The organism is Paraburkholderia nemoris, from assembly GCF_905221015.1.
Taxonomy (GTDB): domain Bacteria; phylum Pseudomonadota; class Gammaproteobacteria; order Burkholderiales; family Burkholderiaceae; genus Paraburkholderia; species Paraburkholderia nemoris.
The window spans coordinates 1-16251 of record NZ_CAJNBO010000027.1; the positions used below are offsets into that span (position 1 = coordinate 1).

Consider the following 16251-nt stretch of genomic DNA (forward strand, 5'->3'; position numbering starts at 1 on the left):
TTTCTGCGGGCTCGAGGCACTTTAGGCAGACGAGCTGACTGTCCATGTGGCGACAACTGATCGGGTCGGCGCCACAGGAGGGAATATACAAGTAGGCAAAAGAAAGCGGCTCAAACCACGCCTGCTAAGTGGGGGCCGCAGCTCGCAGGCGGTAGTGGTGCATCTGGAATCTGGGTTCGTGCCCATGCACATGCTAGTGACAAGGGAGTCATACTTCCCGACTTGCACTGTGTGCTCGTCGGAAGAGTCTGCTAGAAAACCAGTGGGCTCGGATTGGCAATGTTGTGTGTTTTTCTTGAGGGGCGCTTTGGCGCCCCTCTTTCTTGTGATGCGCTGCTGGTCAACGGCTGACTGGTTTTTGTTGTCGCCCTTCCCTCTCTCAGGTTAACCTCGCTCTGTCCATGCGTCCGGCAAGCTGTGCGTCAGTGTCGATACGAAACGCTCTGTTTCCGGTTGGCTCGGGTTCATGAAAATGTCCCTTGATGGGCCGGCCTCGACCACTACGCCGTTGTTTAGAAACACTACGTCTCGTGCGATTGTCGCGGCGAGGCGCAAATCGTGCGTCGCCATTAACATCGTCATGCCTTCTGTCGCGAGCTGCTTCAGTACGTCTACTACCTCCGCGGCTAGTCCGGGGTCGAGTGCCGAGGTGGGTTCGTCGCACAACAATACTTCCGGCGATGGGGCTAGCGCCCGCGCTATCGCTACGCGTTGTTGCTGGCCGCCGGAAAGTGTTGAGGGCCATGCGTCTGCTTTTTGCGCGATGCCGACTTTCTCCAGCAATTCGTCTGCTCGTACGCGCGCTTTTTCCTTGTCCCACTTCTGTACGGTCAGCAAGCCCTCCATGACGTTCTGGCGTACCGTCAAGTGCGGAAACAACTGGAAGTTCTGGAATACCATGCCAGTGCGGCGGCGGATTGTCAGCACCTCCTCACGCGGCGGCTTGTGGTCGCGGCTGAATTCGAGGCGTTGGTCGCCGACTTGAAGTGATCCAGATTCCGGGATTTCCAGCAGGTTCACGCAGCGCAGCAGCGTACTCTTGCCGCTGCCGGATGGGCCAATCAGCGCGGTGACGTTGCCCGAGGCGAGTTGAAGATCCACCGAGTTCAACACCCGGTTCTCGCCGAAGTACTTGTCGATTTTTTCCAGTCGAATCATCAGTTGCCCGCATGGAAAAGTGCATGACGGCCGAACTTGCGCTCGAGCCGGACTTGCGCCGACGACAATACCGAACTGAACACAAGATAAACCAGCGCCGCCTCTGTGTAGAGAATCAGCGGTTCATAGGTCACGGACGCGATTCGCTGCGCTGCCTGAAATACCTCAGGTACCGTCAGTACCGCCGCTAGCGATGTGTCTTTCACCAACGCGATGAATGAGTTCGACAGCGGCGGTAGCGCCACACGCGCCGCCTGCGGCAAGATCGCGCGGCGCAGCGCCTGTTCGCGCGTCATACCCATCGAGTACGCCGCTTCCCACTGGCCCTTCGGGATCGACTCGATCACGCCGCGTATCACTTCCGAGTTATACGCGCCGACATTCAGCGAAAAACCGATGATCGCCGCCGTTAACGGATCGAGCACGATGCCCACGTTCGGTAGTCCGTAGAAAATCACGAACAGTTGCACGAGCAACGGCGAGCCGCGAAACAGCCACACGTAGAAACGTACGCACGCAATCGCCCACTTCGGCCCGAATAGCCGGACCAGTGCGACGATAAACGCGAGCACGATCCCGATCGCGAACGATGCCAGCGTGAGCGGCACGGTAAAGACGAGCCCCGCATACAGCAGGGGCCGCAGCGACTGCGCCATCAGATGCAACCATGCCGGCATGATTCAGACTCGCAGATGACGCTTATTGGGAGACGTCTTTACCGAAGTACTTCTGCGAAATCTTCGCGTAAGTGCCGTCTTTCTTGATGTCGGCGAGCGCCTTGTTGATGGCCGCCTGCAATTCCGGGCTGCCCTTGCGGATCAGCACCGCGGATTTGTCGCTGCTGTCAGCCGACGTGTCGAGCGCGGCGATCTTCACCTTCGCATCCGGCTTGTGCTTCTTGAAGTCGAGGAACGACAGCGAATCGTTGACGGTTGCATCGACGCGGCCCGAGGTCAACAGATCAACCGATTCGTTGAAGCCCTGCACGGGAATCACTTCGGCGCCGTGTGCAGCCGCGATCTTGCCGAAGTTGCTGGTCAACGTATTCGCCGACTTCTTGCCCTTCAGGTCGTCAAACGTCTTGATCGTGGTGTTGTCCGAACGCACGATCAGCGCCGCGTGCGATGTGATGTACGGGTCCGAGAAATCGTATTTCGCTTTGCGTGCGTCAGTGACGGCGACTTCGTTGATTACCGAGTCGTAGCGGTTCACATCGAGACCGGCGATCAGGCCGTCCCATTTCCCTTCGACGAATTGCGGCTTGACGCCGAGGCGCTTGGCGATCTCCGTGCCGATCTCGACGTCGAAGCCGGTCAGCTTGCCGGATTCATCGTGGTACGTGAACGGTGCGTAGGTGCCTTCGGTGCCGATCTTGAACACGCCCGCGGACTTGATCTGCGCGAGCTCGTCAGCAGCGAATGCCGGGCTCAGGGTCACCGCTTGCAGCAGCGCGATCAGCAGAATGGAACGAATCGACTTCATCTGGTGGCTCCGTAAAGTTTGCTACGTCAGTTGCATTGTTTTGTGTGCGGCATCCCGCCGGCGGTCAGACCCGGCAGAGTGGGCGGACTGTAGCAAACGGTTTGCGTTTTTACAAAGGATCAGGTTTCCGATCAATATGCGCTTGCGTGCTAAGCGGACAGCCAAGGTGGCTCATACAACGTCGAATTCGACTCTACAGCAGATATGGGAGGCGCGGCATGCATCGCACCACGGAATGCGTGCCGGGCGCCATCGGGGAAAACGCGGGAGGGGTATCGCCGCGGCGAACGCGCGGCGTTGAAAATTAGTCGGTACGGGCGGCATTACGAGGCCGCCCGTTGGTTTGCAAACGGCTTACCGTTCCACCGGATGCGGCTCCTTGCGCTTATTGGCCACCCGAATCGCGTCGAAATAAGCCGGATTCGGCGGGCGCTTCAGATACCGCCCTGCGCCACGCACCGCCCTCAATTCCCCATCGGTCCATGCCAGCGCGCCGCGCGTGAGCGTGTGCATCGCCACGCCCTGCACCGTCATGCCTTCGAACACGTTGAAGTCGACCTTCTGGTGATGCGTCTTCACTGAAATCGTCTTGCTTGCCTGCGGATCCCACACGACCAGGTCGGCATCGGCCCCCACCTGAACCGCACCTTTCCGCGGATACAGGTTGAAAATCTGCGCGGCGTTAGTCGAGGTAATGCGCACGAATTCGTTCGGCGTGAGACGCCCCGCATTCACGCCGTGATGCCAGAGCACCGCCATACGATCTTCCACGCCGCCGCAGCCGTTCGGGATCTTCGTAAAGTCCTCACGACCCATGGCCTTCTGCGACGCGCAAAACACGCAGTGGTCAGTCGCGGTGGTGTGCAATTGGCCCGCTTGCAAACCCCGCCACAATGCTTCGCGATGCTCCGCGGAACGGAACGGCGGGCTCATCACGTGCGCCGCCGCGCGGGTCCAGTCGGGATCGCGATACACCGCTTCATCGATCACCAGATGGCCCGGCAACACTTCGCCGAATACGCGAAGGCCTTCGCTGCGGGCACGCGCAATCGCGTCGACCGCATCTTTCGCGGACACGTGGACGATATATACCGGCACGCCTAGCACTTGCGCAATGCGAATCGCCCGATTGGCGGCCTCGCCCTCCACTTCCGGCGGCCGCGACAGCGGATGCGCCTCCGGTCCCGTAAAACCTTTTGCCAGCAACTGACGCTGCAACTGAAACACCAGTTCACCGTTTTCCGCATGCACGGTGGGCAGCGCGCCGAGTTCGAGCGAGCGCGAGAAGCTGTTCACCAGCACTTCGTCGTCGGCCATGATCGCGTTCTTGTAGGCCATGAAGTGCTTGAAACTCGACACGCCGTGTTCGTGCACCAACGTGCCCATGTCGCGATAGACCGAATCGTCCCACCACGTCACCGCAACGTGAAAGCCATAATCCGCCGACGCTTTTTCAGCCCAGCCACGCCATTCCTTGAAGGCCTCCATCAGCGATTGCTTCGGACTCGGAATCACGAAGTCGATGATACTGGTCGTGCCGCCGGATAAACCCGCAGCCGTACCAGTGTAGAAATCGTCGCTGGCCGTGGTGCCCATGAACGGCAATTCCATATGCGTATGCGGATCGATGCCGCCGGGCATCACATACTGCCCGCCCGCATCGACGATCGCCGCGCCGGCCGGCGCCTCCAGGTCCGCTCCGATCTTCAGGATCGTGCCGCCGTCCTGCGGGTCCGCACACAACACGTCCGCACGATACGTGTTCTCCGCGTCGATAATCGTGCCGCCGCGAATCAGGGTCGTCATGGTGCCGCCTCCTTATGAACTGCTGGTTTCGGTGCTACGTACTTCATTTGCTTCGTGCATGGCTCATGGACCCACTCAGGCACTCGCCACGCGCGCACTCGGTCCTTTACTCAACTTCATCCACGCGCTGTATACGATCGACGCCAACGCGAGTCCGACAAACCAGGCATACGTATAGAGTGTGTTGAAAATCGCCGGCACATTCGGGAACGACGCCGGAAACGCGGTGTGCAGGAAACCCGGCAGATTCGGCAGCACGCCGACCACGAGCGCCACCACCGCGCCGATATTCCAGCCACCGGTGTAGCTGTACTCGCCATGCTCGTCGAACAGTTCGCGCGGGTCCAGCCGTGTGCCACGAATCAAGAAGTAGTCGACCATCAGAATGCCCGCCACCGGACCGAGCAAAGCCGAGTAGCCGACCAGCCACGTGAAGATATAGCCCTGCGTGGTGGCGAGAATCTTCCACGGCATCATCACGATGGCAATGGTCGCGGTAATCATGCCGCCGACGCGATACGAAATACCCTTCGGCCACAGGCTCGAAAAGTCATAGGCTGGCCCGACGAGATTCGCCGCGAGATTGCAGCACATCGTATCCAGCGTCAGGATGATCAACGCAAGGCCGACGCCGATACCCGTCATGCGGCTCGTCAGGTCGATCGGGTCCCAGATTGCCTTACCGTAGATCACCACGGTCGCCGACGTCACCACCACGGAGATTACCGAAAGCAAAGCCATCGGCACCGGTAAGCCAATCGACTGGCCGATGATCTGATCGCGCTGCGTTTTGGCAAAGCGTGTGAAGTCGGGAATATTCAGCGCGAGCGTCGCCCAGAAGCCCACCATTGCCGTGAGGCCGGGCCAGAAAGTCGCCCAGAACATTCCTTCTTTCTTGCCACCCGGCACGAATTGCGACGGCGCCGACAACATCGAGCCGAGACCGCCCGCCTTCGAGGTGGCCCACCACACCAGTGCAATACACATCACGATCTTGATCGGCGCGGACCAGCTTTCGAGCCAGCGGATCGAGTCGGTGCCATGCACGATAAAATAGATTTGCAGCGCCCAGAACACCAGGAAACACGCGAGCTGCGTGAGCGAGATGTCGAGGAACGGCAACGCCGCGCCGTGCAGCGCGTTGCCGGTCAGAATGTTCAGCAGCGTGTAGATCGCACTGCCGCCCAGCCATGTCTGAATGCCGTACCAGCCACACGCGACGATCGCCCGCAGCATCGCCGGCAATTTCGCGCCCTGCGTGCCGAAGGAAGAACGCACCAGCACCGCGTAGGGAATGCCGTGCTTCGCACCCGCATGCCCGATCAGCAGCATCGGCACCAGCACGATCAGATTGCCGAGTAACACGGTCGCCACTGCCTGCCACGGCGACATGCCCTCCTCCGTCAAACCTGCCGCGAGCATGTACGACGCGATGTTCATCACCATCCCCACCCACAGCGCGGCGAAGTGATACCACCGCCACGTGCGCTGTGCGACGCCGGTCGGCGCAAGGTCGTCGTTGTAAAGACTGCTGCCCTGCGCGCCGGCCGCAAACTGCGGATCGACGGGTTGCGCTGTCTGCTTCATCGAAAGATCTCCACTGATCGTTGAGGCCCGCGCGGCTTCTGATGGCGCGTCAGGCCTTGAGGGAAAATTACAGGTTCAGTACAAGCGCTTCGCTTCGTTTCTTTTCCTACAGGTAGCTCAGGTTTCAGGCTGCTTTTGCTGCGTGGGCATGGGCATGCTCTGCGGTTTCAACGGCGTCCGACTTGCTGCCTTCACCGGCATCCACCCGCGCTGGGTTGTTCGGATGCGTGGTCCAGTTCGCGTACTCGCCGCTGTCCACGCGCTCCATCGTGATGCACTGCTCGACCGGGCACACATGCATGCACAGATTGCAGCCGACACATTCGGAGTCCATCACTTCAAAATGCCGGACGCCATCTTTTTCTTTCATGATCGCCTGGTGTGCGGTGTCTTCGCAGGCGATATGGCAGAGGCCGCACTGGATGCACTTGTCCTGATCGATGCGCGCCTTGATGTCGTATTTAAGGTTCAGGTACTTCCAGTCGGTGACGTTCGGCACGGCACGGCCGCGAATGTCGTCGAGTGTCGCGTAGCCTTTTTCGTCCATCCAGTTCGAGAGGCCGTCGGCGAGATCGGACACGATGCGGAATCCGTAGTGCATCGCCGCCGTGCAGACTTGCACGCTGCCTGCGCCGAGCACCATGAATTCGGCCGCATCGCGCCATGACGAAATGCCACCGATGCCGGAGATCGGCAGATTCGGCGTTTCCACGTCGCGCGCAATTTCGGCCACCATGTTCAGCGCGATCGGCTTCACCGCCGGACCGCAGTAGCCGCCGTGCGTGCCTTTGCCGTCGACCATCGGCAGCGGCGACATCGCGTCGAGATCCACCGCGACGATCGAGTTGATCGTGTTGATCAGCGACACGCCGTCCGCACCGCCTTTATAGGCCGCACGCGAACCGAGGCGGATGTCGCTGATATTCGGCGTGAGTTTGACGAGGCATGGCAGCTTCGAGCCTTCCTTGACCCAGCGCGTGACCATCTCGATGTATTCGGGCACCTGACCCACTGCCGCGCCCATGCCGCGCTCGCTCATGCCGTGCGGACAGCCGAAATTCAGTTCAACCGCATCGGCGCCGGTGTCTTCGACGAGCGGCAAAATCCACTTCCAGTCGCGCTCGTTGCACGGCACCATCAGCGAGACGATCATCGCGCGATCCGGCCAGTCGCGTTTGACCTGGGCGATTTCCTTAAGGTTGACGTCGAGCGGGCGGTCGGTGATCAGTTCGATGTTGTTCAGGCCCGCGATGCGCTGGCCGTTCCATTGCACCGCGCCATAGCGCGAGCTGACGTTCACCACATGCGGGTCGAGGCCCAGTGTCTTCCATACGACCCCGCCCCAGCCGGCTTCGAACGCGCGGTTCACGTTATAGGCTTTGTCGGTCGGCGGCGCGGAAGCGAGCCAGAAAGGATTCGGCGACGTAATGCCGGCAATCGTACAGCGCAGATCGGCCATGTTCGGCTCCTTGGGGACTGCTGTTTTATCTTGGTGTGATGCGTGGCTTAAGCGGCTTTATGCAGTCTTACGCGGCCTTGACTGCTGTGCGGGCGAACTGGGCGTCAATCGCGGCGGCGGCAATCTTGCCGTCCTGCACCGCTTGCACCGTCAGATCGATCCCGCCCGTCGCCGCGCAATCGCCACCCGCCCATACGCCTGGCAACGAGGTTTGTCCGTTGGCATCGACCGCGATACGGCTGCCGTCCAGCGTCAACAGTTCGCGTTCGATACCGACCGGCACCAGCGTCTGTCCGATTGCCTTGAGCACCATGTCGGCTTCGACCACGAAGCGCTCCAGACTGCCATCGCCTAACGTGCGCTCGAATTCGACACCCGTCACCACGCCGCCTTCTCCGATCAAACGGACCGGCTTTGCATGCGTGACGAGCGTGACGCCGTTGGTCTGCGCGAAATCGCGTTCGGCCCACGTCGCACTCATCGACTCGATGCCGCGCCGATACACCATCGTCACCGAGGTCGCGCCGAGCTTGTGGCTTTGCACTGCTGCATCCACTGCCGTATTGCCGCCGCCGATCACGACAACGCGCCGCCCCACCGGCACCGTGCCGAAGTCGCTCGCCGTGCGCACCTGTTCGATGAAATCTACTGCGTTCATGACGCCGCTCAGGTCCTCACCGTCCATCGTCAATGCGCGCACGCCTGTGAGACCGATCGCGAGGAAAACCGCGTCATGCTGCTTGCGCAGCGCGTCGAGATCCACGTCACGTCCAAGCGCGACGCCGTTTTTTATCTCGATGCCGCCGATCGAGCACAGCCACGCCACTTCGCGCTGCGCAAAATCGTCGACGGTTTTATACGCTGCGATGCCGTATTCGTTCAGGCCACCCGCTTTCTCGTGGGCGTCATAGATCGTCACGTTATGACCGGCCAATGCAAGCCGATGCCCACACGCGAGTCCGGCCGGTCCCGCACCGACCACCGCGACGTGCCGCCCCGTTTCAGCCGCACGTTTGAACAGCACTTCGCCGCGCGCCATCGCCCAATCGGTCGCATGACGTTGCAGCGCACCGATCGCCACCGGCTTCGCATCCTGATGGTTGCGCACGCAAGCACCCTCGCAAAGAATCTCGGTCGGGCAAACGCGCGAGCACATCCCGCCCAGCGGATTCGCCGACAGAATGTCGACGGCCGCGCCCTTCAGATTGCCGTTGCTGATCTTGCGAATGAAACTGGGAATGTCGATCTGCGTCGGACACGCGTTCACACACGGCGCGTCGTAGCAGTAATGACAGCGGCTCGCTGCTGCGGCCGCGGCACTCGCGTCGAGCAACGGTGCGATATCGGAGAATTCGCACGAGAGTTGATCGGCCGATAGGCGCTGAGGCGCAATATCGCCGGTTTGCTTGATGGCCATACACGTTCCTTCTTCGATGTGAGGACGTAGCCGGTCCCGCCGGCTGTGCAAAAGCGAAGCCGGGGCGGCATGTTTTATAGGCACTACGGTGAGGCTGGGGAAGCACTAAAACTCGCAACCACAACCCGCTACAGCTACCGCTAAAGCGTTATGAAACCGGCTCGCACGCTCGTCCGAGCATGGCGTGCAGCAAGACGTTCGCACCCGCTTCGATCCATTCGAAGGTCGCGTCCTCGATCTCGTTGTGACTGATCCCGTCGACGCACGGCACGAACACCATCGAAGTCGGCGCGACTTGCGACAGATAACAGGCGTCGTGTCCCGCGCCTGACACCATGTTGCGATGCGGATAGCCGAAGCGTTCGGCCGCGGCGCGTACGGACTTCACACAGGCTTCGTCGAAAGCGACCGGTGCGTAGTAGAAGATCTGCTCGAGTTCGGTTTCCAGACCGATGGTGCTGGTGATTTTCTCCACACCCTCACGTAACGCCGCGTCCATCTTTGCGAGTACCGCGTCGTCCGGATGACGGAAGTCGACGGTGAAAAACACGCGGCCCGGAATCACATTGCGTGAGTTCGGATAGACCTGCATCATGCCGACCGTCGCGCAACCGAACGGCGCGTTATCCAGGCCGATGCGATTGACCAGATCGACCACGCGCGCGGCTCCGAGCAATGCATCGCGACGGCGCGGCATCGGCGTCGGACCCGCGTGTGCCTCCTGCCCGGTCAGCGTGATTTCGTACCAGCGCTGACCTTGCGCATCGGTCACCACGCCAATGGTTTTGTGCTCGGCTTCGAGAATCGGCCCTTGTTCGATGTGCAATTCGAACGCAGCATGCAAGGGACGTCCACCGCAAGGCAGATCGCCCGCATAGCCGATACGTTTGAGTTCCTCGCCGATGGTCTTGCCGTCCACGTCTTTGCGCGAGAGACCGTAATCCAGCGTGAAAACGCCGGCGAACACCCCCGAGGCGACCATGGCAGGCGCGAAACGCGAGCCCTCCTCGTTGGTCCAGATCACCACTTCAACCGGATGCTCGGTCTCGATGCCGTGATCGTTGAGACTGCGGATCACTTCGAGTCCGCCAAGCACGCCGTAGATACCGTCGAAGCGACCGCCGGTCGGCTGCGAGTCCGCATGCGAACCGGTCATGACCGGCAACGCATCGGGGTTGCGCCCGGCGCGGCGCATGAACACATTGCCCATCTGATCGACACTGACCGTGCAACCCGCTTCTTTCGCCCAACTGACGATCAGGTCGCGTCCCTGTTTGTCGAGGTCGGTCAGCGCCAATCGGCAGACGCCGCCCTTGGGCGTCGCGCCGATCTTCGCCATCGTCATCAGGCTGTCCCACAGCCGCTTGCCGTCGACCTTGATCGACGTAGCGGGTTCTGCGTGCTTCAGCGCTTCGGATACCGCGTTCATTCGTCTCGCTCCTTTCGGTGAATCGACATGAAACTGGTGCATCGGCGGCGGGTTTTGGGGCGTGTCCGCACGGCGGCGGTGCACACTCGATGCCTTTGATCGCCTCTTATACAGAGGGCAAACCCTGGGGCATCTCCCGCTCTCTCAATCCTGTCCAGTTGGACAGGTTGTAGACGATTAAGCCCGCCAAATCAACACCTTTCGTACGGTGGGAAACATAGCGAGAAGCGTGCCATTGCACCGCAGCACGCATTTTTCGACGGCCTCGAATGCGCGTGTCCATCCGCGCTCAAACGACTAGAATGAAGCGCGACGCGGCACACATGCCGATGAAGGCCAACATGAGAGACGACAACGTGGCTGCCGACATCACGGAAAACGACGAGACACTGGACGAAACTCGCGCGCCTTTGCGGCGGCGCAAGGCGCACATTCGCGAGTCGAATGAAGCGCATTTATTGGCGTGCGCCGAAGCGGTTTTCGCCGAGCGAGGACTCGACGGAACCAGCACCGCGATGATCGCGGAACGTGCAGGCTTACCGAAAGCTAACCTGCATTACTACTTCCCGACAAAACTCGCGCTGTACCGGCGCGTGCTGGAAGACCTGTTCGAAGACTGGCATCGCGCGGCGGATACGTTCGAATGCAGCGACGATCCCGTCGAAGCGATTGGCGGATACGTCCGCGCGAAAATGGAGTTGTCGCGCCGCCGGCCCTTAGGCTCGAAGGTGTGGGCGAGCGAGATCATCCACGGCGCGGAGCATATGGAGGACATTCTCACGGGGCGCGTGAAACCGTGGCTGGACAGCCGGGTGAAGGTGATCGACGACTGGATCGCGCGCGGGCTGCTGGCGCCGGTGGATGCGCAAACGCTGATGTACATGATCTGGGCGACCACCCAGCATTACGCCGACTTCGATGCGCAGATTCGCGCGCTTAAGGGCAAACGCGCGCTGACGCAGAAGGCGTTTGAGGTGACAACGGAGGAAGTCGTGCAGTTGGTGATTCGTGCGTGTGGTGCCGTGTCGCCGGCGCAAGGGAAAGGGTCAGGCGGTCAATGACTATAGGCAACTGACCATAGGAGCTATTGTGCAAGGCAATCGGGTATCGAAGTCCGAATTCAAGGCGAAGGCGCTTGAATTGCTCCAGCAAGTTGAGGCGTCCGGCGAAAGCTTGATCGTCACCGACCATGGCAAGCCGGCGCTTGAAGTTCGGCCATATCGCGGCGTAGAACGCAGTCCGCTAGAAGTGCTACGCGATTCGGTCATGCGTTACGACAATTCCACCGATCCAGTCGTAGAGGGCGACTGGGAGGAGGCGAAGTGATCGTTCTGGACACCCCCAATCTGGCCCGCAAGCATGCAGGCCCGCCCCCAGCCGGAAGCTAGTCGTTCAATACGTCTCCAAATGCAGCCGCCCTTCCCGCTTCAGTTTCATCCATAGCGCTTCCCAGTCGAGCTGGTGCTGTTCGCCGATTTCCTTGAGCGCTTGCAGCACGCCGTCTTCCATCCCCTTCAAGCCGCACACGTAGATATGCGTGTTGTCGTCCTTGAGCATCTGCGCGACATCGACCGCGCGCTCGCGCATCGCGTCCTGCACGTAGCGTTTGGGCTGACCCGCTGTGCGGGAAAACGCCAAATTCGTGTCGATGAAATCCTTGGGCAGATTCGTCAATGGCCCAAAGTACGGCAACTCTTCTTTCGTGCGCGCGCCGAAGAACAACATCAGTTTGCCGGTCGCGCCTTTCAGACGACGACGTCTGCGATATTCGGTCATCGCGCGCATCGGCGCTGAACCGGTGCCCGTGCAAATCATCAGCAGATGCGAGTTCGGATGGTTCGGCATCAGGAAGGTGCCGCCGAACGGGCCGATCACGCTGACCACGTCACCCTTCTTCAAATCGCACAGATAATTCGAGCACACCCCATCGAGCGCGTCGCCGTGCTGCTGGGACACGCGCTTCACGGTGAGAGAAACATTGTTATAGCCGGGACGTTCGCCATCGCGCGGGCTCGCAATCGAATACTGCCGCGCGTGATGTGTGCGGCCATCGGCGGTCGCGCCCGGCGGCAGGATGCCGATCGACTGACCCTCCAGCACAGGGAAAGGCATCGAACCGAAATCGAGCACGATGTGGTGGATGTCGCTATCGGTCGAGCCGTCGGTCAGCCGGTAGTTGCCGACCACCGTCGCGGTAGTCGGCGCCTTGTGCGTGTAGAGATTCACGTACGGTTTCGCCGCGGACCACGGCGGCACGACCGACCCGCGCACAGTATCGACTTCAATACCACTTGCATCCGCCGGCGTATCGCCTGACGCTCCGGCCGCGACCGATTCATCTTCAGCAGCAGGTACGGCCATCGTGTTCTGCTCAGGCAACACGTCCCATTTGAACTGCTCATCGATGGAATACGCATCGGCTTTCAGCACGGTGCGCCAGTTATCGATCGAGCCAGTCGGACACGGTGGCACGCACGCCATGCAGCCGTTGCAGACATCCGCCTTGACCACATAATTGTTCTCGTCGTGCGTGATCGCATCGACCGGGCAAGTCTCTTCGCAGGTATTGCAGCGAATGCAGATTTCCGGATCGATCAGATGCTGCCTGAGAACTTCGATCGATACTGGGCCGTTCATGACATCCTCCACCAGATATTCGTGCGAATACGACGCCGCACGTTTTCAATCGCCATGCTCAGTTAAAGCGCACGTATTCGAAATCGACCGGCTGACGGTTCACGCCCATTGCCGGCGGCGCAATCCAGTTCGCGAACTTGCCGGGCTCTACGACACGGCCCATCAGCGAAGCGACATACGCGCGGTCTTCCGGCGAGGCAAGCCACTTCGCTTCATTGGCGGCCCATTCGGTCTCGCCGATCACGCGCCCATCTGGCGACACACGCGTACCTGCAAACGTGCCGATCTGTCGATTGAACGCTTTATGCGGCACTGTCATGCGGAAATCGATACCGGCCTTTTCGAGCACCTTGTTCCAGCGGCCGACACCCGCCACCGAATCCTTAATGTAGTCGTCGCGCAGCACTTCGTTCATGGCATTGAGCATCGGCACTTCACGCTCGACCAGTTTGCCGTCCTGCACGTCGAGCAGCTTGTAGCTTTGACCGTTCAATTGATGATCGTCGTCACGCTTGTTCTCTTCATAGCGGCCCTTCAAACCCGAGCTATAGAACGTGGCCGCATTAGACGAATGATCGGCGCCGAACAGATCGATCGTCACCGAGTAGTGGAAGTTCAGGTAACGCTGAATGGTCGGCAGATCGATCACGCCGGCCGCGCGAATCTTCGCGACGTCGTCCGTGCCCAGTTCGTTCATCACTTGCGCTGTGCGCTGAATCACGCGCGAGACACCCGATTCGCCGACGAACATGTGATGCGCTTCTTCGGTCAGCATGAACTTCGTCGTGCGTGCAAGCGGGTCGAAACCCGACTCGGCGAGCGCCGACAACTGGAACTTACCGTCGCGGTCGGTGAAGTACGTGAACATATAAAACGCGAGCCAGTCCGGCGTTTTCTCGTTGAAGGCGCCGAGAATACGTGGATTGTCTTCGTCACCTGAACGGCGGCCGAGCAGTGCTTCTGCTTCCTCTCGACCATCACGGCCGAAGTAGCGATGCAACAGATACACCATCGCCCACAGGTGGCGCCCTTCTTCCACGTTCACCTGAAACAGGTTGCGCAGGTCGTACATCGACGGTGCGGTCAAACCGAGATGCCGTTGCTGCTCGACCGAAGCCGGCTCCGTATCGCCTTGCGTGACGATGATGCGGCGCAGATTCGCACGATGCTCGCCGGGCACGTCCTGCCACGCAGCCTCACCCTTGTGCTCGCCGAAATGAATCTTGCGGTCCTGTTCGCCGGGCGTGAGGAAAATGCCCCAGCGATAGTCCGGCATTTTCACGTGATCGAAATGCGCCCAGCCGCCCGCGTCGACGCTCACCGCCGTGCGCAGATACACGTCATAGCCATGCGAGCCTTCCGGGCCCATATCGCCCCACCACGACAGAAAATTTGGCTGCCATTGTTCGAGCGCGCGTTGCAGTGCGCGGTCGTCGGCGAGATTGACGTTGTTCGGAATCTTTTCGCTGTAGTTGATCGTTGACATGGTCGGTTCCTTGGTCGGAATACAGAGCTTGCGGATGAGAGGCGCGCTGGCAGGTGGCGTCGCTTTCGGTTACGTCGCGTCGCGCCGCGTGGAAAGCATCAAACGCGCGAGACGTCGAATTGCGCCTTGCTGCCCTTGCCGTACACCTTGAGCGCGCCCTTCTCGCCCACTGCGTTCGGCCGGTTAAAGATCCAGTTCTGCCATGCGGTGAGACGCCCGAAAATACGCGTCTCCATCGTTTCCGGGCCGTTGAAGCGCAGATTCGCCTCCAGGCCGGTCAACGCATCCGGCGACATCGCCGCGCGTTCTTCGAGCGCGATGCGAATTTCGTCGGCCCAATCGATATCGTCGGGCGACGCGGTCACGAGACCGAGGCGCTCGGCTTCAACAGCTTTGATCGCCTGGCCGATCTTCGAACGCACGGCGTCGAGCGGTTCGGTTTCTTCATAGAAGCGACGAGCCAAACGTGATTGATGCGTGACCATCGGATAGAGACCGAAGTTGACTTCCGAGAGCGTGATCGCCGGTTCTTCGTCTTCGTTGCTCGGCAGTGCCGCCATATAGCTGCGGTCGCAGGCAAACGCGAGTTCCGCGAAGGTGCCTGCAAAACACGAACCCGGCTCGATCAGCGCGAACAGTGAACGCGACGACACGTCGATACGTGCCAGCGTGCGGCGCAAGAGGCCGATGGTCTCGCGCACGAACCAATGATCCTTGTGCTGCATCAGCGTGGCGTCGGTGGCGAGCAGGTTACGGGCGTCGCCTTCGGTCTTGAAGACCCAGGTGCCGACCTCGAGCTCGTTGGTGCGCATCGACAGGATCGCGTCGTCGAGTTCGCGGGCGAACTGCAGCGGCCACCAGCTCGTGCCGGCGGCGACGATCGCGTCGATCTCGGTAGGTTGTCCGGCTTGTGGCGCTTTCGCCGTGAAAGTGGCGATGCGCTTCGCACGATCGATCGTGACGTCGAGCGTTTTATAAGTCAGGCCGTCTTCGCGGTTGGCGCGTTCGATACGCGTGAGCATGACGCCTTGTGCGTCCGACGGACGGTCGCTTTGTTCGGCGAGTTCGAGCGCGCGCGCCTGAATCGTCTGATCGAACTGATTCGGCTTCACGACTTCATCCACGAGACGCCATGCTTTCGCCCGCTCACCGCGAATGCCTTCGACCACCGTGCAGAAGATGTCCGCACGATCGTGACGCACCTTGCGTTTGTCGGTAACGCGCGTCAGGCCGCCCGTACCCGGCAGCACGCCCAGCAGCGGCACTTCCGGCAGCGACACCGACGACGAGCGGTCATCCACCAGATAGATTTCGTCGCAAGCGAGCGCGAGTTCGTAACCGCCACCGGCGCATGCACCGTTCACGGCGGCGAGAAACTTCAGACCTGAATGACGCGACGAGTCTTCGAGGCCGTTGCGCGTTTCGTTGGTGAATTTGCAGAAGTTGACCTTCCAGGCGTGCGTGGACAAACCCAGCATGAAGATGTTCGCACCCGAGCAGAACACGCGGTCCTTCAGGCTCGTCAGCACCACCGTTTTGACTTCGGGATGCTCGAAGCGGATGCGCTGTATCGCGTCGTGCAGTTCGATGTCGACGCCGAGATCATATGAATTCAGCTTCAGCTTGTAGCCGTCCCGGATCCCGCCGTCCTCGGCGATATCGATGCCAAGGGTCGCGACAGGACCGTTGAAACTCAGCTTCCAGTGCTTGTACTGCGAAGGATCGGTGCGGTAGTCGACCGGCGCGATTGAGGCTTCTGCTGTGGACATGGGGCGTCTCCTGACTGGACG

At 60.5% G+C, this 16251-nt stretch carries 13 protein-coding genes; 2 read left to right on the forward strand and 11 right to left on the reverse strand.

Translation table 11 applies throughout. The annotated features are described in order from the left end of the window. Positions 1–384: 384 nt before the first annotated feature. The 8 genes from KHO33_RS32025 to KHO33_RS32060 all read right to left on the reverse strand — a co-directional run bounded on the left by KHO33_RS32025 (position 385) and on the right by KHO33_RS32060 (position 10338). Positions 385–1158 carry an amino acid ABC transporter ATP-binding protein gene (locus KHO33_RS32025; protein WP_200566762.1) on the reverse strand — a complete coding sequence of 258 codons (774 nt, stop codon included), beginning with the start codon at positions 1156–1158 and terminating at the stop codon, positions 385–387. Next, positions 1158–1835, reverse strand: a complete 678-nt coding sequence (locus KHO33_RS32030) for an amino acid ABC transporter permease (RefSeq protein WP_200566761.1) — start codon at positions 1833–1835, stop codon at positions 1158–1160. The genes KHO33_RS32025 and KHO33_RS32030 overlap by 1 nt, the downstream gene beginning before the upstream one ends. 22 nt (positions 1836–1857) lie before the next feature. After that, positions 1858–2640, reverse strand: a complete 783-nt coding sequence (locus KHO33_RS32035) for an amino acid ABC transporter substrate-binding protein (RefSeq protein ID WP_054040529.1) — start codon at positions 2638–2640, stop codon at positions 1858–1860. Between the two features lie 354 nt (positions 2641–2994). Next, positions 2995–4446, reverse strand: a complete 1452-nt coding sequence (hydA, locus tag KHO33_RS32040; protein WP_200566760.1) for a dihydropyrimidinase — start codon at positions 4444–4446, stop codon at positions 2995–2997. Positions 4447–4521: 75 nt separating this feature from the next. Then, positions 4522–6033 carry an NCS1 family nucleobase:cation symporter-1 gene (locus KHO33_RS32045; RefSeq protein ID WP_054040525.1) on the reverse strand — a complete coding sequence of 504 codons (1512 nt, stop codon included), beginning with the start codon at positions 6031–6033 and terminating at the stop codon, positions 4522–4524. A 124-nt stretch (positions 6034–6157) separates the two neighbouring features. Further along, entirely contained in the window at positions 6158–7492 is a 1335-nt protein-coding gene (preA, locus tag KHO33_RS32050; protein WP_200566759.1) for an NAD-dependent dihydropyrimidine dehydrogenase subunit PreA, read from the reverse strand. Between the two features lie 67 nt (positions 7493–7559). Then, on the reverse strand, positions 7560–8909 hold the full coding sequence (locus KHO33_RS32055; RefSeq protein ID WP_200566758.1) for an NAD(P)-dependent oxidoreductase: 1350 nt from the start codon (positions 8907–8909) through the stop codon (positions 7560–7562). A 148-nt stretch (positions 8910–9057) separates the two neighbouring features. Beyond that, positions 9058–10338 (reverse strand): Zn-dependent hydrolase, encoded by a 1281-nt coding sequence (locus KHO33_RS32060; RefSeq protein WP_054040519.1) that lies wholly within the window; start codon positions 10336–10338, stop codon positions 9058–9060. 302 nt (positions 10339–10640) lie between these two features. Here KHO33_RS32060 and KHO33_RS32065 point away from each other — a divergent pair, with 302 nt between their 5' ends. Together KHO33_RS32065 and KHO33_RS32070 are read left to right on the forward strand one after the other, a co-directional pair. Continuing rightward, a complete protein-coding gene (locus KHO33_RS32065; RefSeq protein WP_200566757.1) occupies positions 10641–11399 on the forward strand; it encodes a TetR/AcrR family transcriptional regulator in 759 nt (252 codons plus the stop codon). A gap of 28 nt (positions 11400–11427) precedes the next feature. Continuing rightward, the gene (locus tag KHO33_RS32070) at positions 11428–11664 is read left to right on the forward strand and encodes a type II toxin-antitoxin system Phd/YefM family antitoxin (RefSeq protein ID WP_054040517.1); all 237 of its coding nucleotides are present in this window, start codon (positions 11428–11430) and stop codon (positions 11662–11664) included. Positions 11665–11730: 66 nt separating this feature from the next. On the opposite strand, the gene boxA is transcribed toward KHO33_RS32070, so the two are convergent. From boxA to boxC, 3 genes are all read right to left on the reverse strand, one after another. Continuing rightward, positions 11731–12975, reverse strand: a complete 1245-nt coding sequence (gene boxA / locus KHO33_RS32075) for a benzoyl-CoA 2,3-epoxidase subunit BoxA (RefSeq protein WP_200566756.1) — start codon at positions 12973–12975, stop codon at positions 11731–11733. Positions 12976–13033: 58 nt separating this feature from the next. Continuing rightward, positions 13034–14461, reverse strand: coding sequence for a benzoyl-CoA 2,3-epoxidase subunit BoxB (gene boxB, locus KHO33_RS32080; RefSeq protein ID WP_054040514.1), 1428 nt, complete (start codon positions 14459–14461; stop codon positions 13034–13036). Between the two features lie 98 nt (positions 14462–14559). Next, the gene (boxC, locus tag KHO33_RS32085) at positions 14560–16230 is read right to left on the reverse strand and encodes a 2,3-epoxybenzoyl-CoA dihydrolase (RefSeq protein ID WP_054040512.1); all 1671 of its coding nucleotides are present in this window, start codon (positions 16228–16230) and stop codon (positions 14560–14562) included. Positions 16231–16251 lie beyond the last annotated feature (21 nt).